We start from the raw sequence: 20,099 nt of genomic DNA on the forward strand, positions 1-20,099 counted from the left end.
GCCATGTTTGAAGTCAATGAAATGCCGCATCAGATCGATGCGGATCTGATCAAGCTGATGGAGCAGGTCGAAACCGCAACGATCGGTCACTTCCTGCATTCAGGCTTTGTCGATCGCGAGATCCGCGCGGTGCTGCCCGAAAAACGCGTCGCCGGCACCGCCGTTACGATCCGTCTTCCACATGCAGATTCGACGATCCTGCATTATCTGACCAAGATCGTGCGTCCGGGCGATTTCATCGCCGTCGAGCGCTGCGGCGACGATCGCCATGCCTGCTGGGGCGGGGTCGTGACCCATGCCATGAAACTGGCCGGCATCGTTGGAGCGGTGATCGATGGACCGGCGACGGATTTTTCCGAAATCCGCAAGGTCGAAATGCCGATGTGGTGCCGCGGCCCATCTCCGATAACGACAAAAATTTTGGGATTGGAGGGCGCGATTAACGTCCCGATCACTGTCGGCGGTCAGGTTATCAAGCCGGGCGATGCGATCATTGCCGATGAGAGCGGTGTTGTCGTTCTCTCGCCTTCACAGGCGCGGGCGGCGGCGGAAAAGGCGCTCGGCATGCAGGAAAACGAAATCGTGCTGCTCGAGCGCCTGCGCAATGGTGAATTTCTTCCCGACATTTCGGGGGCAACAAAGATCGTGGAGGGCCAGAAGCGCCAGGTCGCCTGACCAACGACAATCAACTCAAACCAACTCAAAAAAAGGGGAACGAGATGATGTTAGCAAAACTTTCAATGGCGGTGTCCGTGTTCACTGTCGCCGCGATGTCGAGCGCCTCCGCAGAGACAGTGACACTGGCGGCCTATAGCGGGATCTTTCAGCAACATTACACCAAGGCTGTCATCGAGCCTTTCATGAAGAAGTATCCTGACATTACCGTGCAGTTCTACGGCATGTCGAATTCGGCTCAGATCCTTGGCACATTGCGGGCGCAGAAAAGCAGTCCGCAGATCGATGTGGCCATTCTCGATGTGAGCGTCGCCAAGGCCGGCACGGACGAAGGCATTTTTGACAAGATTGATGACAGAGTCTCAGCCAATGTCAGGGATCTTTATCCCAACGCGCGTGTGGAAGGCGTTGCCGGGGTTGGCGTCACCTTCGACAATCTTGTGCTGATCTACAACACGGATCAGGTCAAGCAGGCACCGAAGTCCTGGAATGCGCTTTGGGACAAGCAATACCAGGGCAAGCTGATTATCCCTTCGGCCCCCGACATTCAGGGAACGACGTTCACCATCATCTCCAACAAGCTCGCCGGCGGCACGGACTACAAGGCTAGCCTTGACGCCGGTATCGTCAAGATCGGCGAACTGGCTGCCGGCGTGCAGACCTGGGATCCCAAGCCGGATGTCTATGCTCCGATTGCCAACGGACAGGCAGCCTTGGGCATCGGCTGGAATGCCCGTACGCAGATCTATGCCGAAAAATCCGGCGGGAAGCTGGGTGTCGCCTTGCCCGAGGAAGGTAGCGGCTTTCAAATCAACACGATCAACCTGGTGAAGAATGCGCCGGCTGGAGACGCGGCGAAGAAGTTCATCGACTACACGCTGAGCCCGGAGGCACAGGCAGCCTTTACCAGCGAAATGTTTTACGCGCCGACGAACTCGAAGACTGTTGTCGCCAAGGAGGCGTTGGAGCGCACGGCGGCTGGCGATATGGACAAGATGATCGATATCGACTGGCTCGCCGTGGCGAAGGTCCGGGATCGTATTACCGAGCAATGGCGCCGCCGCATCATTCCGCTCAGCCGCTAAGTCCTGTCAGCACGAAAAATCTGGAGGCCAATATGATGCATCAAACCATCAGGGGCGGCGGTATTGAAGCGATCGACGACCCCTATCTTTCCCTCAGAGACATCAACAAGCGCTACGGCATGGTCGAGGTCATTCCCAACCTCAATCTCGAAGTGAGGAAAGGCGAGCTCATTGCCCTGCTCGGCCCGTCCGGCTGTGGCAAGACCACGACGCTGCGGATGATCGCCGGCCTCATCTCTCCGACCTCGGGCACGATCGCAGTCGGCGGCCGCGATGTGACCCATATCGCCCCGCATGGCCGCGACATGGGGCTCGTGTTTCAAAGCTACGCGCTTTTCCCGCACATGACAGTCGCCGGAAACGTAGCTTTCGGCCTGGAAATGCGCGGCCTGCCTCGCGCCGAGATCGCCGCGAAAGTCGGCAAGGCGCTCGACATGGTGCAGCTTGGACATCTTTCCGGCAGGAAGCCGCGGGAACTTTCCGGCGGTCAGCAGCAGCGTGTTGCGCTGGCGCGCGCGCTTGTCATCGAACCATCCATCCTTCTGCTCGACGAACCGCTTTCAAATCTCGATGCGAAGCTGCGCGACGAGATGCGGGCGCAGATCCGGGATATCCAGCAGGCGCTTGGCATCACCACCGTCTTCGTGACGCACGACCAGGTGGAGGCCTTGAGCATGTGCGACCGTATCGTCGTCATGAAGGGCGGGTTTATTGAACAGGTCGGAACGCCCCACGACATCTACGAGCATCCCGTCACGCCGTTCGTGGCATCCTTTGTCGGGCGCACCAATCGCATCAAGGGCATCGGCGGCCAGGACGGCAGCATCCGTATCGGCTCATCGACGATCCGCGCGGCTGCTCCCGCGCAAAAGGGTGACGTCACGGTGATGGTCCGCCCACACCGCGTTCATATCGATTGGGATCTAGCAGCGGCGGAACGACAAACGCACGCCGCGAACCGCATCCCCGCCGCGCTGTTTCGGATCACCTTCGTTGGCGATGTCATCCAGTACCACTTCAGCATCGACGGTTCCGAGTTCATCGTCGAGGAGGCGACCGTAAGATCCCAGGCGGGACGCCGTCCGGGCCAGACGGCCATGTTGTCCTGGAGCATCGAGGATACGTCCGTTTTCGGAGCCGGCTCATGACGGTGGCGGCGCTCGATCTGCCTATCGCGGCACCAAAATCATCCAGCCGGGCCGGCATCGCCACGGTTCTGCTCCTGCCGATCGCGCTGGTGAATGCGATCGGCTTCCTGCTTCCCGTGCTCAACCTGGCAAAGATGTCCTTCAACGAGGCCCTGGCCGGCGGCGGTATCGGCGAAGCGTTTACGACCGCCAACTGGACCGGATTGCTTCAGGATCAGTTCTATCTCGAGCTGCTCGTCAACTCGGTCACGGTCAGCCTCGGCATTACGATTGCCACACTTCTGGCCAGCTATCCGATCGCGCTTTATCTCCATCGCGCATCCGGCATGTGGCGGACGTTTCTGACTGTTCTTGTCATCTCGCCGCTGATGACGTCGGCGGTCGTGAGGACGTATGGATGGATTGCGCTTCTGGCCGAACAGGGCCCCGTTGCCAATGTCATTGCCGCGATGGGGTTCCAGCCGCCACGGATGATGTTCAATACGACTGGCGTCGTCATCGGCCTTACCGAGATCCTCATGCCCTATATGATCCTGTCGCTCATGGCGGGATTCGGTCGTCTGGACCCGAAAATCGAGGAGGCGGCGCAGACCTTGGGCGCAACGCCGTTCAAGACCTTTTGGCGAATTGTCCTGCCCTTGACGCTTCCCGGTATCGCGCTCGGCTGTCTTCTTTGTTTCGTGCTTGCTATTTCGTCCTTTATCACGCCGAAGCTCATGGGCGGCGGCCGGGTGTTCCTGCTGGCGACGGAGATTTACGATCAGGCCATCGTCACCTTGAACTGGCCGCTGGCCGCAACGCTGTCGATGCTGGTGCTGATCATTTTCGGCCTGGCATTGGCCGTTTATTCGCGCGTCCTGCAGATGATCGATCAAGGATAATGACCATGGCAGATAATCCGACTTCCTGGTCCATGCGCGTGATCGTGGGCCTCTTGTTTCTCTTTCTGTTGGCGCCGGTGCTGCTCGTCTTCCCGATTTCCTTCAGCGGCGACGATGTCCTTGCCTTTCCACCGAACTCCTGGTCGCTCCGCTGGTATGAGGAGCTTGTCGGCAATAGCGTTTTGATGTCTGCCTTTCTGACCAGCATCGGGCTCGCGGTTGTCGTGACCGCGCTATCGCTGATCATCGCCGTCCCGGCATCTTACGCCATCGTTCGATTGAAGGTCACGGGATCGGAGTTCCTGTTCAATCTGTTCACCGCGCCCCTGCTTCTACCGACGATCGTCCTAGGATTGGCCATTCTCATCATTTTCGCGTCGATGGGCCTGCTGGCGACATTTACCGGGCTGGTCATCGGGCATCTGGTGATCACGCTTCCCTATGCGCTGCGGGTCTTGTCCGTGTCGCTGGGCAACCTTAATCTTGCCTGCGAAGAGGCCGCCTCTACGCTTGGCGCCAGGCCTTTGGTCGTGTTTCTAAGGATTACACTGCCGATGATGGCGTCGGGCATCGTTGCCGCCACGGCACTTTGCTTTCTCGTTTCGTTCGATGAAGTCGTCATTACCCTGTTTCTGACAGGCCCAAGGATCACGACGCTTCCCGTGGAATTATTTCATCATGTCGAAAGCCAGGCCGATCCCCTGGTTGCAAGTGCTTCGGTTCTTCTGATCTTGATGACGCTTGCCGTTGTCGTGACCGTCGACAGAACCATGGGATTGACGAAGGCGTTCATAAAATAGCCAATGATTTCGTCCTGGGCCGACAGAAAAGAATGCCCGCGCACCAGGTCCTGAGTGGAACTGGCCGGTAGGAGATGGTGTCGTCATTTAAGGCAGCCCGCAGTGATATGATTGGGCTCGGCTTCGCCCCAGTCGTTGGTCGGCAGGCTGTCAAATGGCGGCGCAAAGACCTGGCGTTCCATTCGAAATTTCACCGGAACGGGATTGCCGGGAGCGTAGTCGATGATCCAGAAATAGTCGTAGGTTGCATCAGGCCATGTATCCGGCACACCGGCAATCTGGTCGAGATGAAGAAGCTGGCGAAGCGTGACTTTCTCTCCCGGAAACTCCCGTTCGAGCTTGGCTTTGGCAATATGATCGTGCTCCCAGACCATCAGAACGGTCTTGCTGTCGTAGAGTGGTTCGGAGAGGACGTCGCGCGCCGCTTGCTGCGTGCGCAGGTTTTCGATCACGGTTGCCGCCCGGCCCTTCTCGCCCTTGACCGGGAGCGCAGTGTACGCGATGACCGGCATGCCCCAACTCTGCGCTGCCGGCGTGCTCGTCTCGATGGGATGCAGGCCGATCGCCAAGATGGCATCCGGTCCTTTGGTTCCGAATAGGGATTGCGATGCGCCGCGGCCGAGATATTGCTGAGCAAGGGCTTGCGAGCGCTGCACACCCATGTCGCAAAGGGCATAAGGATCCAGCTTCTCCGCATGACGGGCGATAATGATCTGCGCGGGCTGTGCAATGGCCAACTCGCTGAACATCAGCGACGTCAGGCAGGCTGTGAGGAGTTTTGAAACAAGGCGAATGCGCATGGCTAACCGACCTCGACCGGACACGTGTTAGGGATTGGTAGCGGGATCTTTGAGTGAATCCAAGATAATCAAAGTTGTAGGATCATGGCCTCCGAGAGTTCCAGGTAGAACGCATAATTCGGGAATAGCAAACCAATGTCGCGATGTATGGTTTTGGCGATCCTCGATCGCCGCGTCGATAACGGCTTCAAGTTGTCTTCAAAGACGTGCTAGAAGCTCCCGAAGTTCCGGGAGATGTCTTACGAATGATAGCTTGGCGTGAGTCGCGTTTACTTCGCGAGAGCTTGTGAGCTTAACCGAGGCATTTCCGGAGTTGCCAAGCGTCAACCGTTTCATAGAGGAGAGCCTGGATGCAGGACGAACAAGCCGCGATCATCAGAGAACTGGGTGTGCCCGTGCAATTCGACGCTGGGATGGAGGCCGAACGACGCAGGGGCTTTCTGGCGAATTATCTGCGCGCCAGCGGCGCCCGAACCTATGTTCTCGGCATCAGCGGCGGCATTGACAGTCTCACAGCAGCACTCCTGGCGCAGGCGGCTGTGCGAAAATTGCGTGACGACGGATATGCGTGCGAATTTGTCGCTGTGCGGTTGCCTTATGGCGTGCAGGCCGACGAGGCCGATGCTCAAGCGGCTTTGGCGGTCATCCGTCCGGACCGCATGATGACGGTCAATATCAAACCCGCCACCGATGCCATGATTTCGGAAGTCAAGCGCGATATGCCCGAGCTTTTCGGGAGAGAACGCGCTGACTTCCATCATGGAAACGTGAAAGCGCGCGAGCGGATGATCGCCCAGTATGCAATCGCGGGGGCGATGCATGGCTTGGTAATCGGTACCGACCATGCGGCAGAGGCACTCATGGGGTTCTTTACGAAGTTCGGCGACGGAGCCGCGGACATTCTTCCGCTCGCCGGGCTGAACAAACGCCGTATCAGAGCCGTTGCCAGAGTGCTCGGTGCGCCGGACAATCTGATCTTCAAAGTGCCGACGGCAGATCTCGAAACGAACGTACCGCTGAGACCGGATGAGGATGCCTATGGGGTGACCTACGACCAGATAGACGATTTCCTCGAAGGCAAGTCGATTGACGACGCGGCGCGGGAGCGCATCCTAAACGCATATCGTGCAACACGGCACAAGCGCGCGCTTCCCGTGGCACCAACGGACTAAGAGCCAAACGAGAGCCGAAGTCTTGCGAAATCGAACACCTAAAGTATCCGTCGCAATCATTCGGATTGGCCTCGGCACTTTAGGTCTTTGATTGGGCGCATGTCGCTGTTGCAAAGCCGCTAAGTGCTTTTGCGTGACATGGCTTAAGTCAGACCTTCCGCGGCGGCGTAGGTAGAAAGCACATCCTTGATGTCCTCCTGCTTTAGAAGGACGGCGCGCGTGGTGACGGAATCCAGATGGTGGGTCATAAGGGCCACAGCTTCGGCAGTGTGTCCGGCGATCAGCTTGTCCAGCAGATCCCTGTGCTCGGACACCGCGCACTCGGAGGAATGCGGCCTCCCGTAAAGGGCAAGGATGAGGGAACTGCGCGCGACCAGTTCGTTCACGTAGCGAATGAGGCTCGCATTATTCGTTATCTGCGCAAGAAGTGCATGGAATTCGCCAGCCAGGCGGATCGATGTGGCGTGTTGCGGTTCGGCAATCTCCTCAGCCGCGATGTGAGCCGACAGCATATTGATTTGATCCTGGGTCAAATTGCCTGAAAGGGTCTCCACGACCAGGCGTTCCAGCGCGATGCGTGTGAGGAAGAGATCCCGGCCCTCTTCCAGGCTGGGTCGAGCAACAACGGCTCCCTTGTTCGGTCGGAGTTCGACCAGTCCCTCCTGGCTCAGGCGAAGCAGTGCTTCGCGTACGAGCGTCCGGCTGACGCCCATTCGCTCCCCGATCGAATCTTCTGGCAATTTTGATCCCGGCGGCAGCGCCTGATCGATGATGGCACGCTTCAAGGCGCGATGGACGGCTTGGGAGCGGCTGCCAGTCGCCTCGCTTATCTTCTTCGCCATCCCAGACTCCCAATGCCCGATCGATCTGACTCATCGAATTGCATACAAAGATCGTATGTGTCCAGCGTCTTCTCGCCTGCTGAATGAGTTGATGTCGGCGACGCGCGCTGCCGCCATTAGGGTCATATCCGCAGAAGCTGCTTCACGAAAATATGTATGTATGCATTAGTGTGAAAATTTGTATACAATAAAAGAATACATAAATTATGAACATCACGCCAGGTGCTTCGATTCAATCGCGTTGGCTCGAGACATCTGCTCCACGATCCGCGACAGATTTGAGATGTTACGCCCAAAGCTGGCGTGATGGAGACTGAAAGAAGAGAGAATATCATGGACAACGAATCGCATTTCCTCTGCGAGGCCATCGCGCTCGCGCACAAGAATTCCCAAAATGGCGGCCGTCCTTTCGGCGCCCTTATCGTCAAGAACGGGGAGATTGTCTCAACCGGCGTGAACGAGATCATCGCCACCAACGATCCGACTGCACACGCGGAGATGACGGCGATCCGTCTCGCCAGCCGGAAACTGAAATCGCCGAACCTTCAGGGCTGCACGGTTTATGCCAGCGGACACCCGTGCCCCATGTGCATGGCCGCGATGCGGCTTGCCGGAGTGAGCGCGGTCTCCTACGCTTACTCAAATGATGATGGTGCGCCGTTCGGATTGTCGACCGCGGCAATATACGAGGATCTGGCAAAGCCCTTTGCCGAGCAGTCGATGACGATCCGCTATGTCCGCATCCGCCTCGAAGGTCAGCCGGATCTCTATGCCGACTGGAAGCGGAGCCAGGACGAGCGGCTCTAACCATGAAAAATGCTGCGTCCCTTTCCATGCGTCCGCTTTTGCTTGTCGTTGCCATCGTCGGTCTCAACTTGAGGCCGTTCATCACAGCGGTCGGACCGCTTGCCGAGGATATCCGAACGGGAACCGGGCTTGGCCTCCAGGGCATGTCGCTTCTAACCATGGTGCCGATGATTTTGATGGGGGTCGTCGCTTTCCTCGGGCCGGCGCTTCAAAGCGCACTCGGCGCGCGCCGGTTGATCCTGGCGGCTCTGGCGGTGCTGGGCATGGGATCGCTCTTGCGCTTCTATTCGGCAAGTGGCTGGCAGCTCGTCGGAACGGCCGCGGTCATCGGCCTTGGGGTGGCGATCATCCAGGCGGTGTTTCCCGGCGTCATCAAGCGGATATTCCCGACGCGCGTCGCTGCCGTGATGGGGCTATATTCCTCGATGCTGATGGGCGGCGGCGCGCTCGGCGCAAAGGCTGCGCCTATCGTAGCCGGCGCGATCGGAAGCTGGCATGCGGGCCTTGCCTGGCTTGTCCTTCCGGCCGCGATCGCCCTCTTGCTCGCTTCCATCTATTTGCCAGCTGACGGCGGTCGGGCGTCAGGCCGCAATGTGACGGCTCATTTCTTGAGGCGCCCGCGCGTCTGGTTGCTGATGGCATGCTTCGGGCTCGTCAACGGCGGTTATTCCTCCGCTGTTGCCTGGTTGTCACCCTATTATCAGGCGCAGGGATGGACCAGTGCGGCGACGGGAAATCTGCTCGCCGTCATGGCTGTCAGCCAGGCGATATCGGCCCTTGTCCTGCCCTCGTGCATTGGCCGCGAAGGCGACCGCAGGATCTGGTTATGGTTGACGATGATCTCTCAGGCGGCGGGCTTTGCCGGTCTCGCCTTCTGGCCGCAACTGGCTCCCTTTGGGTGGGCCGCGATGGTCGGTGCTGGACTGGGTGGATGCTTTGCGCTGTCGCTGGTAGTGGCGCTCGACCATCTGTCCGATGCCGGACATGCCGGTGCGCTGTCGGCTCTGATGCAAGGTGGCGGCTTCTTGATAGCAGCCGTGCCGCCGTGGATCGTCGCCGTGCTGCACGATTTGACGGGCGGCTTCCGGGCCGGTTGGCTGCTCCATCTGGCGAGCGTTATCATCGTCATTGCACTGACATACCGTCTTGCCCCGCATACATATGAGAGAGCGTTTCCAGCCACGGAGGAGGCTTCCCCTGATGCATCTTCCGATCCGCGCCAGTATGGACGCTGACGTTCGAGGAAGAGAGAGCGGAGCGCCTGGCGCGTGGTTCCGCGTGAATCGAATTCAACCCGTCAAGTTCATTGACCCTCCTCGCGGCACAGCCCATTATGGGTGCCGTTAGAGGAGGAAATGCACGAATGTGATGATCTTGCGATGTCGGCACAACCACGCAAGGACGCCACCGCATGAAGAGCATGGGCAAATCTGTTTGAACTTCAAAGCAGATGTCGCTCGGCTCATTGGTACCTGACGTTTTCCAAGCTCCTGAATTGAGCTTCACGCCTTTATGCCGTCTGGAAAGAGGAGACACGACATGGCCATCACCCGTAAGAAAGAAGAACGCGCACTTAGCGCCGAAGAGCGCGAAGTCGTTGCGCAGACCCGCCATCCTGAGGTGCAGGGACTATCAGATGACGCGTTAAGCAAGCTGTTGCGCCGGCTTCGTGACATGCGCGACCGTGCCAAATCGCAAGCGAACCAACAGCGGCGTGAAATGCGGGGAAAAGCGGCCCCAAGGGGGGCTGCCCCCAAGACATCCGATGCCGGTTCGAGGCTCAAGGCTTCCGTTCTGGCCATGAGCCTCAAACGGCTGAACGCGGAGATCCAGCGGCGGGCCGCGATGTCGAGGAATCACTCTCTGGTCGAAAACGCGCATCGCGCTTTGGAGCTTAAGCTGCAGGCTCAGAAGAACAATATCCCGTACAATACCCGCCACGCTAACGACGGCATGCGCAACATACCGGATAAAAAGGCCATTTCGCTGGTGAGGCCGGCAGAGCGAGGCCGGCTGAGAAAGGCGTCTGCAGTGGCTCAGGCCAGACGAGACGCCACCGATTGAATGTGGCCCGGCCTGCAACGCCGCCCGATCTGGACACCCGTTTGGAAGGTCATGCCGCCGTAATCGTCCTCTGCATATTCTACCCTCAGCATCAGTCGGAGCACATGGTTGATCCCGTCAAAGAAGGTCCGGCACGCCTTGCCAGTTGTCCTGCGGGCCGGGCTTTCCCAATGCTTGCAGGCAGTCGTTATTTCAGTTTGACTTGGAGAGCCAGGGCGAAGAACTTGAAGTGCTTGCGCCGGTTCTCGTTCTGCGGCCCGCGCATTAGGCGTGGCACGATATTTAAGGGATAAAACGGATAGTTATGGCAGCGGACGAAACAAAACCAACTCCACAGCCGGTCGTCGCGCGGCTCACGCGCGCTGCGATTTTTCTGGTTCTGACGATCAATCCCGGCCGTGAAAGCGAGACGGCCGTCCGGTCGATGTGCGCGGATCTCGCCGGGCTGCTTCGTGCGGTGGGGTTTCGCGACCTGGAGGGCAGGCTGTCCTGCGTCATGGCCTTCGGGTCCGATATGTGGGACCGTCTTTTTGAGGGGCAAAGGCCGAAAGACCTGCACCCTTTCAAGGAAATCCGTGGAGTGCATCATGCGGTTTCCACGCCGGGGGATGTCCTGTTTCACATCCGTGCGACCCGCATGGATCTCTGTTTCGAGCTGGCGATGGAGATCATGGCGCGGCTCGGCGATGCGGTGGCGACCGCAGATCAGGTCCAAGGGTTCAATTATTTCGACGATCGCGATCTGATCGGCTTTGTCGACGGAACCGAAAATCCCGTCGATCAGGATGCGATCAATGCGGCGATCATCGATGATGAAGACCCGGTTTTTGCCGGCGGCAGCTATGTGATCGTCCAAAAATATCTGCATGACCTGAAAAGGTGGAATGCAATACCCGTCGAGGTGCAGGAAGGCATCGTCGGCCGCAAGAAGTTTTCCAATATCGAACTCGATGACAGCGTCAAGCCGAGTTATGCGCATAATGCCCTGACCACGATCGTCGAAAACGGCGAGGAACTCGACATCGTCAGGGACAACATGCCCTTCGGCGACGTCGGCAAGGGCGAGTTCGGAACCTATTTCATCGGTTATGCCCGATCTCCTGCACGGATAGAGCAGATGCTGGTCAACATGTTTATCGGCCGCCCGCCGGGGAATTACGATCGACTGTTGGATGTCAGCCAGGCGATCACCGGCAGCCTCTTCTTTGTTCCATCGGCAAGTTTTCTGGACGGCGTAGAGCCGGACGCAGCGCCCGCTATGTCCGCCCCGGCAGACCAGCCTGACGGCACGATCTCCCCATCCCGCAATGAAAAAATGGACGGTTCTCTCGGGATCGGTTCTTTAAAGAAAGAGGTTTGACAATGGACAATCTTCACAGGGAACTCGCGCCTATCTCGCACAAGGCCTGGGAACAGATCGAGGAAGAGGCGAAGAGAACGCTGAAGCGCCATCTGGCCGCGCGTCATGTGGTCGATGTCGACGGGCCGAAGGGCTCCGAATTCTCCGCCACCGGCACGGGTCACTTGAAGACGGTTGCGAGCCCGGGCGAGGGCGTCCAGGCCTCTTTACGTGAGGTGAGGGCGGTCGTTGAGCTTCGCGTTCCCTTCGAACTCTCGCGGTCGGCGATCGACGATGTCGAGCGTGGATCGGAGGATTCTGACTGGTCGCCAGTCAAGGAAGCTGCGCGCAAGCTTGCCTTCAGCGAGGATCGGGCCGTCTTCGAGGGGTTCGCTGCGGCGGGCATCCAGGGAATTCGCGAGGCCAGCAGCAACCCGGCGCTGACCCTTCCTTCGAGCCTGAAAAATTACCCCGACCTTGTGGCGAAGGCTGTCAGTCAGTTGCGTCTTGCAGGAGTCCAGGGTCCTTATGCTCTGGTCCTTGGCGGAGAAGCATATACCGCGGCAAGCGGTGGGAGTGACGAAGGCTATCCCGTATTCCATCATATCGAGAAGATCGTCGATGGCGGAATCATTTGGGCGCCTGCGATCAAAGGCGGATTCGTGCTGACGACCAGAGGCGGGGACTTCGAGCTCGAGCTCGGCCAAGACATTTCGATCGGCTATCTCAGCCATTCGGCGAAAACAGTCGAACTCTATTTCCAGGAAAGCTTCACCTTTCGTGTGCTGACTGCGGAAGCGGCGGTCGCCTTGTTGCCTGTACCGGCCGAGGTTGGCAAGGGCGCATAAGCGACCGGCAGATGCGGGGTTGTCGGTGTCTGAACGCTTACGACGCACGCGTCTTTTCCAGATCCGATATCGGGCTATGTGGTGCAGGTAAGAGAGGGCGATGTGTCAGGTCGTCAGCGAATAGCCCAGATCACGCAACGGCAGCCGGCGTACCCGCTCCCCTGTTGCCGCGAATATGGCGTTGCCGAGAGCCGGGGCGAGCGCGGGGAATGCGGGCTCGCCCATGCCAGTCGGCGGATTGTCCGACTGGATGAAATACGCATCGATCGTCATGGGCGCGAAGGGCAGGCGCAATATGGGATAGGCATTGTAGTTCTGCTCCTGGATTTGGCCGTTTTCGATCGTGATCTTGAGACCCATGGCAGTGGAAAGAGCGTCGGTCGATGCTCCCTGTGCCTGCGCTTCGGAGCCGGCCATATCGATGATCGGCCCGACATCCAGCACCACGACGATGCGGTCGATCCTGATCTGCTTTTGGGCGTCGACACTAAGCTCGACGGCCTGCGCGACGTGGCCGGCATGGGAATAGCACCAGGCCAGACCAAGACCGCTGCCGCTCGGCAGCGCCTTGCCCCAGCCCGCCTTGTCGGCGCACATTCTGATCACGTCGGTCGCCCGCTTGGGACTGAAGTTGACGCTCTTATCCTTCGGCGCAAGCTCCGGCACGTCGCGGTTGACTGCGGCGATCAGGAAGTCGACGTGGTCGTGCCCCGAGGCTAGTGACAGTTCGTGCATGAAGCTCTGAGCGGCGAAGACCTGCGCATTGTCCCCGGGCGCACGCCAGGCGCCGGTTGGGATCTTCAGCGGGAGCATGGTTTTGGCACGACGCAGATTGGGCGCCTTGATGGAGTATTTGAGATTGTCGGTGAGGTTGGCGCCGGCGGCTTCCTTCTTGCCGTCGGCCGTGAAGGTGATGAAATGCTCCTGCCAGGCATCGAGCCTGCCATCTCGGTCAATAGCACCCTTGAACTGATGATAGCCAGCGGGGCGATAGAAATCATGGCCGAAGTCGTCTTCCCGGGTCCATTGCAGCTTGACCGGTGCGTTGACCCTGCGGGCGATGGCTGCAGCCTCGCAGGCATAGTCATTCACCAATCGCCGGCCGAATCCGCCACCGACGCGGGTCTGGTGCATCACGATCCTTTCCTCCGGGATACCGGCGACCTTGGCAATCACCGGCAGGCCGCGATCGGGCTGCTGGGTCGGCACCCACATTTCCATCGTTCCGTCATGCCAGTGTGCCGTGGTGTTCATCGGCTCCAGTGGCACATGCGCCGCGAAGGGGTACTCGTAATAGGCTTCAATGGTCTTGGCGGCATTGGCAAAGGATCTGTCCACATCGCCGACATCGTCGTCGAGCCTTTTCGGGAAACTGGCAGCCCGCTTCCTGGCCTCGACCGAAAAGCTTGATGAGGAATCCGTCGACGCCTCGCTCAGATCCCAATCCACCTTCAGATTGTTCTTTGCTTGGAAAGCGCTCCAGGTATCGGTGGCGATGATGGCGACGCCCGGCATGACTTCGACCGATATGCCGGTCCCTTCTATGGCAAAGGCGTCGAGCACCCCGCGCAGAGCCTTGATCTCATCCACATTGAACGACCTGACTTTGCCGCCAGCCGCCGGACATTTGGTATAGTTGGCATAGACCATACCGGGCCGTCGCACATCGATGCCGAACAGAGGCTCACCCGTGACGACCTTGGGATCGTCGACACCGCGATAGCGCTTGCCGATCAGGCGATATTCGGAGCGTGCCTTCAGCGTCAGGCTCTGGGGATCGGGAACCGGCACTCCTGCTGCGGCTACAGCCATCGCGCCATAGCTTGCGGACCTGCCGCTGGCTGCGTGGGTCAAGGCCGAGTCCCGGGCAGTAATCTGCGAGGCATCCACTCCCCATTGTTTGGCGGCGGCGGCGACCAGCATTGCCTTGGCGCTGGCACCAGCTTGGCGCAGCTGGGTCCAGGCGTGTGGAATGGAAGTCGAACCTCCCGCCCCCTGGCTGCCATAGACCTTGGGATTGATGTCGGCCTGCTCCATCACGACATGGTTCCAGTCTGCGTCGAGCTCTTCGGCAATGATCACGCCAAAGGAGGTCTTGATGCCCTGGCCGATCTCCGGACACTTGGAGTAGATGGTGATCGTGTTGTCCGGCGCGATGCGGATGAACGCGTTCATCGGCTGATCCCTGCCGTCCGTCGCCTCCGCCGCAAAGGCTTCGCCGCCAAGGTAGAAGCCGAGTATCAATCCCGCGGCACTCCCCCCTGCCAGTTTGAAAAAGCCGCGCCGGCCCATAGCCATTGCGGTATTGGTTGCATGTGCCGAATGGAGCTCTTGTATCAGCGTCGAGAGATAAGCATCGGATTCGGCAAAATTTGACCTGGTATCAGCCATTGTGTGCCTCCGCGGAAGTGGATTGCTGGGGCGCCTGCTTTCGCAGGTTGGCCACATCCTTGCCTGTCAAATGCGCGCCTTTGGCTCCAAATCGAGCCGTCACATAATTGGCAACGGCGGCTATGTCATCGTCGGAATAGCCTTGGCCGAAGGCCGGCATGAAGATCCTGCCCTCGGCGGTCGTGCGGTTGACGCCGTTGATGACCGTTTGCGCCACATTGGTGGCGCTTGGATCATTGACTGCGCGCACGCCGGTCAAGGTCGCGTAGCCGGTAACCGGGCTCACACCGGTCCAGTCGTGACAGCTGGCACAGGCGCCGGCGAAGATCTTCTCGCCGCGCGGGTCGAGTTCCGCCGTCACGCCCTCCCTGTACGATGCCGGCGCAGCGGTGGTGACGGTGCGCGGCAGGTCGCTCTGATGTGCGGGTATGCTGCGCAGATAGGTCACCAGGGCATGCACGTCGTCCGGCACCAGATAGCTGAGGCTGTCGTCGGCTGCTTCGCCCATCGGGCCGGCCGCACCGCCATGGCCGTTGGCATGTCCGGTCGAGAGATAGAGATAGATATCCTCGTCGCTCCAATCGCCGATGCCGGAATCGCTATCGCTGGTGATATTGTAGGCGCGCCAGCCAGCGGTGATCGCGCCCGCAAATTTGCGGTGATTGTCCAGCGCAAAGGCAGGGTTGCGTGGTGTGTGACACTCGCCGCAATGGCCCAGCGCCTCGGCAAGATAGGCGCCGCGGTTCCATTGCTGGCTCTGGCTTGTGTTCGGGCGGAAGCGCTCATCCGCGTTGAACGCGACATTCCAGAGCGACAGCAGGCCGCGCTGATTGTAAGGCCATGAAAGCCCGTCAAGCTTTGCCGGAGCGTGAGCGGGCGCCAAAGTAAAGAGGTAAGCCTTGATCGCCAGCACGTCGGCGTCGGTCATATAGGTGTAGGAGGTATACGGCATGGCGGGATAAAGTTTCTCACCATCGGCGCGAATACCCTTGTGCACGGCCGCCAGGAACTGGGCGTCCGTATAATTGCCGATACCCGTTTCCCGATCCGGCGTGATGTTGGTGGAATAGATGGTTCCGAACGGCAGATTGAAAGCAAAGCCGCCCGCAAAGGGCGCACCGCCCGGCGCGGTGTGACAGGCCTGACAGTCTGCGGCATGAACGAGATATTCGCCGCGCTTCACCACATCCGCATCGGCAAGCTGCGCCGGAACGCCGGTAATTTGAGCGTCTTGGTAATTTTCCAGCGACACGGTTGGGCCACCGGCAAAGGACGTCGGATTGCGGCCGAGAATCAGCCATTCCGCAAAACCAAGTGCGATGAGGACGATGATCGCAATGACGATGCCGACGATTTTCCTCATGGTCAGGCCGGCTTGGCGGCGGCGTTCTTGATCGCGCGGCGGATGCGGATATAGGTCCCGCAACGACAGAGATTGCCTGCCATGGCCGCGTCGATATCGGAATCGTCGGGTTGGGGGGTGTTATCCAGCAGTGCTGTCGCCGACATGATCTGCCCGGCCTGGCAATAGCCGCATTGCGGCACCGAGGCTTCCATCCAGGCCTGCTGAACCTTGCGGCCGTTAGGCGTCTTGCCAATTCCTTCGATGGTGACGACGGCGCGCGTGCCGACATCGCCGACGGCCAGCTGGCAGGAGCGCACCGGCTTGCCGCCGACATGCACGGTGCAGGCGCCGCACTGGGCGACGCCGCAGCCATATTTGGTGCCGACCAGATCGAGGTGGTCGCGCAGCACCCATAGAAGCGGCATGTCCTCCGGGACATCGACTTCCCGTAATTGCTCATTGATGTTGAGTGTGAGCATGTCTCCATCCCTACCTGACGGTGAAATCGACATATCGACGGAACTGCTTGGGGGATGCTACGCCGGTATCGGCGATGGGTAAACTTCAACAATCCGTTATCGACGCTGTTGCATTGGGGAATGCAGGCGCTTGGCCGGAGTGGATGACGATGAAGTCGCGACAGGCGCCATAGTCACGAAGATCGCGGGGCCTACCGGCCACGCGCGCATCCTGGTTTCGAGAGACGAAGACGATTTTTTCCATCCGGGTGAATAAAAACCCGATTGCACCGTTCACAGCCTGAAACGAAGCGAAACCGTTCGCTGAGCAGAAGGGAAGATGTGACGATGGTGCGATATCGACGACAGGATGTTTCCGCGATCACTGCCGCGCAGGCGAGGCTCATTCGGCGTGCAGCCATGAAAAACCGGCTCATGCCCTTGGCGCTCTATCTCGTCATCGGCTCCATCGCGCTTTTGACGCTGGCGGCAGCGGTCAAGGCGGCGGAAGCGCCAGTTCCCGACGCAATCGCAGCCAAGGGCGCGAAGATCGTCCGGCAGGTTCATGCGGAAGGCTTGCAGATCTATGAATGCAAGGCGGACACGGCGGGCAAGATCACATGGCAGTTCCGCGAACCGCTGGCGACGCTGATGTCTGAGGGCAAGACCGTCGGCCGACACTTTGCAGGACCAAGCTGGGAATTCACCGACCGATCCGAGATCATGGGCAAGGTCGCCGCGCAGGCTCCGGGCGCATCCGCCAAGGATATTCCCCTCCTGCGACTCGATGTCGTCAAGCACGAGGGCAAGGGTGATCTCTCCAAGGTGGATACCATCCAGCGGCTGAATACGAGAGGCGGCGCCTTCAGCGGAGTATGCGACAAGGCGGGCGATCTGCACCTGGAGCCCTATAGTGCCGACTATGTTTTCCTGGCGCACTAAACCTAAGGTCTTGAAAGTGGAAACGGGGTGGCCGAAGCCAGATAGCCTTCTCGTTTCCTGCACTCGAAGCTTCATGAAGGCCCGACCGCAGCCTCAACTGCGGAACGGGAATCCTTGAGCCAAAAGCAGCCCCCAGGAAAGGAAACGACGATGTTCAATCTCACACGTAGACATATGATCGCAGCAGCTGCCGGCGTAGTTGCAACCATCGCGACAACCCGCATCTCGACCGCGCAGCAACAGACTGCCGTTGCGGCCGGTAGCGACGGGCCGTTCAAATTGCCGCCACTGCCCTACGGTTATGATGCGCTTCAGGCCGCGATCGACACCGAAACGATGCATCTGCATCATGACAAGCATCATGCCGCCTATGTCGCAAATCTGAATGCGGCGGCGAAAGAGGCGCCGCAAATTGCCGATCATCCTATGGAGCGCCTGCTGGCCAATCTCGATCAGGTCCCCGACAATCTTCGCACGACCGTGCGCAACAATCTCGGCGGCCACGTCAATCACAGCATGTTCTGGGAGATCATGGGCGGAACGGGTGCCGCACCGGGCGATGAAGTTGCTGCCGCCATTCAGCGCGATTTCGGCGGGCTTGACCAGTTGAAGACCGCCTTCAATGCTGCGGGAGGCAAGGTATTCGGTTCGGGCTGGGTCTTCGTGACCGTCACGCCGGAGGGCAAGCTCGCTCTTGAGACCCGGCCCAATCAGGATACGCCGCTGATGGAAGGCAAGCGTGTTCTGTTCGGCAATGACGTCTGGGAACATTCCTATTATCTTCGCTACCAAAATCGCCGTCCGGACTATCTTTCGACATGGTGGACGGTCATCAACTGGCCGAAGATCGGCGAGCGTTACGTCGTAGCGCGTGAAGGCAAATTGACGATATGATCGAATCCATGAGGACGGCAGGCGATCCCGAGCGGTCGCCTGCCGTCCTCGACCGCCGACAGCGTTCAACAGCATGAGGATGGCGCGTCTTGATAGCTGATCGCAAACTTCACGCAGCTCAGCAGGAGGTGCAGAGCGGTCTCGTCGACCATCTGAAGAGGCTATGGCGCTACGGATATGTGCTGTCACGGCAACGGGATGTGGCGGAGGATCTGGTACAGGCCACCTGTCTGCGGGCGATTGAACGGGCGGCGCAATATACGCCCGGCACGCGGCTGGATCGGTGGTTGTTTTCGATATTGCATTCGATCTGGATCGACGAGGTGCGGTCCAGGCGCATTCGTTTAGGGGGCGGTATCGTCGATGCCGATTGCGCGCTCATCGTCGATGGTGAATATGAAAGCGAAACGCGCCTGATGGCCAATCAAGTCCTCAAACTCGTCGACGGACTTCCCGAAGCACAGCGGAACGCGGTGTTTCTGGCCTATGTCGAAGGTCTTTCCTACAAGGAAATCGCCGAAGTTCTCGATATTCCGATCGGGACGGTCATGAGCCGGCTCGCAAATGCACGTGCGAGGCTCGCCGATATCATCGCCGCGGTGAAAGAGTCGCCGCTTCGGGAAAGGAGAGATTGATGTCCACACATCTCGATGCGACCTCGATGTCCGCCGACGAATTGATCATCGCCTATCTCGATAACGAACTGGATGCTGCAGCAAAGCTGGCCGTGGAGGATCGTCTGAACCGGGATGCCGCGTTTAGTAAGCGATTTGAATTTTTGGCAGCCAATGCCGTTTCGATGGATGCCGCATTCTCGGTTCTGCTGGATGATGCGCCCGTCGAGCGGATGAAGGCGAAGCTTCCCGCTTTAGACCAGGTCGGCCAGAGTGCTGCTTCACCGAACCGGCGCGGCTTCATGGCTGCCGCTTGCTTGATTGCCGGCGCGATAGTGGGCGGAGGCCTGGTGCGGCTCCTTTCTCCGGATGAGGCTGCTTCGTCCAGGAATTGGAGAGCTGTTGTTGCCGATTATATGCAGCTTTACTCTACCGACACGCTGAACAATTTGAGCGATGATCCCGCAGTAAGAGCCGATCAGATTGCCAGAGTGGCCAGCGTCATGCAGTTGCCGTTGACGACACAGGGCCTGATGATCCCGGGCATTCCCTTCAAACGTGCTCAGTTGCTGACCTTCGACGGCAAACCGCTGGCGCAGATCGCTTATCTCGACCCGAAATATGGTCCCCTGGCACTTTGCGTCACTCATAGCAGCACCGGAAAATCTGATTTTCGGAATGAACGGCGGCTCGGGATGAATGTCGTCTTTTGGGCAAGCACCGATCATTCCTTCATGGTGATCGGCCGAAATCCGCCAGAGGAGCTTCAGACCATAGCCGGTCAGCTGCGGCCGGTGCTTGATGGCTAGGTCAATTCGCCGATAGGAGCCGGCGCTTGTGGTCCGTCATTGCAATATCCGCGGTTTGGCCATGAACTTTTCGTCGATCGGGATCGACATAAGTGCATATCCGATTATATCCATAGCGCGCGAGACATCTTGCGATTGCGCTGGCCACATCGGCCTTTCAAGCTGGACCCCTTGAATATGAGGAA

Annotated in this window: 20 protein-coding genes; 15 read left to right on the plus strand and 5 right to left on the minus strand. The window is 59.1% G+C overall.

Going from position 1 to position 20,099, the window contains the following annotated elements:
• Positions 1-3: 3 nt before the first annotated feature.
• From BJ928_RS17725 to BJ928_RS17745, 5 genes are read left to right on the plus strand one after another with little or no spacing between them, the layout of a single operon-like run.
• Positions 4-675: an RraA family protein gene (locus BJ928_RS17725; RefSeq protein WP_047635304.1), complete on the plus strand. Its 672-nt coding sequence runs from the start codon at positions 4-6 to the stop codon at positions 673-675.
• A 44-nt stretch (positions 676-719) separates the two neighbouring features.
• The gene (locus tag BJ928_RS17730) at positions 720-1,760 is read left to right on the plus strand and encodes an ABC transporter substrate-binding protein (RefSeq protein ID WP_052227893.1); all 1,041 of its coding nucleotides are present in this window, start codon (positions 720-722) and stop codon (positions 1,758-1,760) included.
• Between the two features lie 32 nt (positions 1,761-1,792).
• Positions 1,793-2,908 (plus strand): ABC transporter ATP-binding protein, encoded by a 1,116-nt coding sequence (locus tag BJ928_RS17735; RefSeq protein WP_052227903.1) that lies wholly within the window; start codon positions 1,793-1,795, stop codon positions 2,906-2,908.
• Positions 2,905-3,789 (plus strand): ABC transporter permease, encoded by an 885-nt coding sequence (locus tag BJ928_RS17740; protein WP_047635306.1) that lies wholly within the window; start codon positions 2,905-2,907, stop codon positions 3,787-3,789. The genes BJ928_RS17735 and BJ928_RS17740 overlap by 4 nt, the downstream gene beginning before the upstream one ends.
• A gap of 5 nt (positions 3,790-3,794) precedes the next feature.
• Complete coding sequence (locus BJ928_RS17745; RefSeq protein ID WP_047635307.1) at positions 3,795-4,589, plus strand: ABC transporter permease; 795 nt, start codon at positions 3,795-3,797, stop codon at positions 4,587-4,589.
• An 83-nt stretch (positions 4,590-4,672) separates the two neighbouring features.
• On the opposite strand, the gene BJ928_RS17750 is transcribed toward BJ928_RS17745, so the two are convergent.
• Positions 4,673-5,389: a hypothetical protein gene (locus BJ928_RS17750; protein ID WP_047635308.1), complete on the minus strand. Its 717-nt coding sequence runs from the start codon at positions 5,387-5,389 to the stop codon at positions 4,673-4,675.
• Between the two features lie 350 nt (positions 5,390-5,739).
• Between BJ928_RS17750 and nadE the strand changes: the two genes are divergently transcribed.
• Complete coding sequence (gene nadE / locus BJ928_RS17755; protein WP_047635310.1) at positions 5,740-6,561, plus strand: ammonia-dependent NAD(+) synthetase; 822 nt, start codon at positions 5,740-5,742, stop codon at positions 6,559-6,561.
• A gap of 143 nt (positions 6,562-6,704) precedes the next feature.
• Here nadE and BJ928_RS17760 read toward each other — a convergent pair whose 3' ends face one another.
• Positions 6,705-7,403, minus strand: coding sequence for a GntR family transcriptional regulator (locus BJ928_RS17760; protein WP_047635311.1), 699 nt, complete (start codon positions 7,401-7,403; stop codon positions 6,705-6,707).
• 333 nt (positions 7,404-7,736) lie between these two features.
• On the opposite strand from BJ928_RS17760, the gene BJ928_RS17770 reads away from it, so the two are divergent.
• From BJ928_RS17770 to BJ928_RS17790, 5 genes are all read left to right on the plus strand, one after another.
• Positions 7,737-8,210, plus strand: a complete 474-nt coding sequence (locus BJ928_RS17770; protein ID WP_047635312.1) for a nucleoside deaminase — start codon at positions 7,737-7,739, stop codon at positions 8,208-8,210.
• A gap of 2 nt (positions 8,211-8,212) precedes the next feature.
• The gene (locus BJ928_RS17775) at positions 8,213-9,445 is read left to right on the plus strand and encodes a cyanate transporter (RefSeq protein WP_052227894.1); all 1,233 of its coding nucleotides are present in this window, start codon (positions 8,213-8,215) and stop codon (positions 9,443-9,445) included.
• Positions 9,446-9,749: 304 nt separating this feature from the next.
• A complete protein-coding gene (locus BJ928_RS17780) occupies positions 9,750-10,274 on the plus strand; it encodes a hypothetical protein (RefSeq protein WP_047635313.1) in 525 nt (174 codons plus the stop codon).
• A 304-nt stretch (positions 10,275-10,578) separates the two neighbouring features.
• Positions 10,579-11,634 carry a Dyp-type peroxidase gene (locus tag BJ928_RS17785; protein ID WP_047635314.1) on the plus strand — a complete coding sequence of 352 codons (1,056 nt, stop codon included), beginning with the start codon at positions 10,579-10,581 and terminating at the stop codon, positions 11,632-11,634.
• 2 nt (positions 11,635-11,636) lie between these two features.
• Positions 11,637-12,461 (plus strand): family 1 encapsulin nanocompartment shell protein, encoded by an 825-nt coding sequence (locus tag BJ928_RS17790; protein WP_047635315.1) that lies wholly within the window; start codon positions 11,637-11,639, stop codon positions 12,459-12,461.
• Between the two features lie 105 nt (positions 12,462-12,566).
• On the opposite strand, the gene BJ928_RS17795 is transcribed toward BJ928_RS17790, so the two are convergent.
• From BJ928_RS17795 to BJ928_RS17805, 3 genes are read right to left on the minus strand one after another with little or no spacing between them, the layout of a single operon-like run.
• Complete coding sequence (locus BJ928_RS17795; RefSeq protein WP_052227895.1) at positions 12,567-14,852, minus strand: molybdopterin cofactor-binding domain-containing protein; 2,286 nt, start codon at positions 14,850-14,852, stop codon at positions 12,567-12,569.
• Positions 14,845-16,215, minus strand: a complete 1,371-nt coding sequence (locus BJ928_RS17800; protein WP_047635316.1) for a cytochrome c — start codon at positions 16,213-16,215, stop codon at positions 14,845-14,847. The genes BJ928_RS17795 and BJ928_RS17800 overlap by 8 nt, the downstream gene beginning before the upstream one ends.
• Positions 16,216-16,217: 2 nt before the next feature.
• A complete protein-coding gene (locus BJ928_RS17805) occupies positions 16,218-16,676 on the minus strand; it encodes a (2Fe-2S)-binding protein (protein WP_047635317.1) in 459 nt (152 codons plus the stop codon).
• Between the two features lie 399 nt (positions 16,677-17,075).
• Between BJ928_RS17805 and BJ928_RS17810 the strand changes: the two genes are divergently transcribed.
• From BJ928_RS17810 to BJ928_RS17825, 4 genes are all read left to right on the plus strand, one after another.
• Positions 17,076-17,597 carry a DUF3455 domain-containing protein gene (locus BJ928_RS17810; protein ID WP_120296615.1) on the plus strand — a complete coding sequence of 174 codons (522 nt, stop codon included), beginning with the start codon at positions 17,076-17,078 and terminating at the stop codon, positions 17,595-17,597.
• A gap of 150 nt (positions 17,598-17,747) precedes the next feature.
• Positions 17,748-18,491, plus strand: a complete 744-nt coding sequence (locus tag BJ928_RS17815) for a superoxide dismutase (protein WP_047635318.1) — start codon at positions 17,748-17,750, stop codon at positions 18,489-18,491.
• 89 nt (positions 18,492-18,580) lie between these two features.
• Complete coding sequence (locus BJ928_RS17820; RefSeq protein WP_082011970.1) at positions 18,581-19,126, plus strand: sigma-70 family RNA polymerase sigma factor; 546 nt, start codon at positions 18,581-18,583, stop codon at positions 19,124-19,126.
• 26 nt (positions 19,127-19,152) lie between these two features.
• Entirely contained in the window at positions 19,153-19,914 is a 762-nt protein-coding gene (locus BJ928_RS17825; RefSeq protein WP_047635393.1) for a hypothetical protein, read from the plus strand.
• Positions 19,915-20,099: the final 185 nt, after the last annotated feature.

This window comes from Rhizobium sp. WW_1, assembly GCF_003610155.1.
GTDB classification, from domain to species: Bacteria; Pseudomonadota; Alphaproteobacteria; order Rhizobiales; family Rhizobiaceae; genus Rhizobium; species Rhizobium tropici_A.

Coding starts and splice junctions, on each gene's coding strand:
- BJ928_RS17785 (WP_047635314.1), top strand. CDS start 10,579: ATGGCAGCGGACGAAACAAAACCAACTCCACAGCCGGTCGTCGCGCGG.
- BJ928_RS17825 (WP_047635393.1), top strand. CDS start 19,153: ATGTCCGCCGACGAATTGATCATCGCCTATCTCGATAACGAACTGGAT.
- BJ928_RS17760 (WP_047635311.1), bottom strand. CDS start 7,403: ATGGCGAAGAAGATAAGCGAGGCGACTGGCAGCCGCTCCCAAGCCGTC.
- BJ928_RS17730 (WP_052227893.1), top strand. CDS start 720: ATGATGTTAGCAAAACTTTCAATGGCGGTGTCCGTGTTCACTGTCGCC.
- BJ928_RS17745 (WP_047635307.1), top strand. CDS start 3,795: ATGGCAGATAATCCGACTTCCTGGTCCATGCGCGTGATCGTGGGCCTC.
- BJ928_RS17810 (WP_120296615.1), top strand. CDS start 17,076: ATGAAAAACCGGCTCATGCCCTTGGCGCTCTATCTCGTCATCGGCTCC.
- BJ928_RS17750 (WP_047635308.1), bottom strand. CDS start 5,389: ATGCGCATTCGCCTTGTTTCAAAACTCCTCACAGCCTGCCTGACGTCG.
- BJ928_RS17815 (WP_047635318.1), top strand. CDS start 17,748: ATGTTCAATCTCACACGTAGACATATGATCGCAGCAGCTGCCGGCGTA.
- BJ928_RS17790 (WP_047635315.1), top strand. CDS start 11,637: ATGGACAATCTTCACAGGGAACTCGCGCCTATCTCGCACAAGGCCTGG.
- BJ928_RS17800 (WP_047635316.1), bottom strand. CDS start 16,215: ATGAGGAAAATCGTCGGCATCGTCATTGCGATCATCGTCCTCATCGCA.
- nadE (WP_047635310.1), top strand. CDS start 5,740: ATGCAGGACGAACAAGCCGCGATCATCAGAGAACTGGGTGTGCCCGTG.
- BJ928_RS17740 (WP_047635306.1), top strand. CDS start 2,905: ATGACGGTGGCGGCGCTCGATCTGCCTATCGCGGCACCAAAATCATCC.
- BJ928_RS17735 (WP_052227903.1), top strand. CDS start 1,793: ATGATGCATCAAACCATCAGGGGCGGCGGTATTGAAGCGATCGACGAC.
- BJ928_RS17775 (WP_052227894.1), top strand. CDS start 8,213: ATGAAAAATGCTGCGTCCCTTTCCATGCGTCCGCTTTTGCTTGTCGTT.
- BJ928_RS17770 (WP_047635312.1), top strand. CDS start 7,737: ATGGACAACGAATCGCATTTCCTCTGCGAGGCCATCGCGCTCGCGCAC.
- BJ928_RS17805 (WP_047635317.1), bottom strand. CDS start 16,676: ATGCTCACACTCAACATCAATGAGCAATTACGGGAAGTCGATGTCCCG.
- BJ928_RS17795 (WP_052227895.1), bottom strand. CDS start 14,852: ATGGCTGATACCAGGTCAAATTTTGCCGAATCCGATGCTTATCTCTCG.
- BJ928_RS17725 (WP_047635304.1), top strand. CDS start 4: ATGTTTGAAGTCAATGAAATGCCGCATCAGATCGATGCGGATCTGATC.
- BJ928_RS17780 (WP_047635313.1), top strand. CDS start 9,750: ATGGCCATCACCCGTAAGAAAGAAGAACGCGCACTTAGCGCCGAAGAG.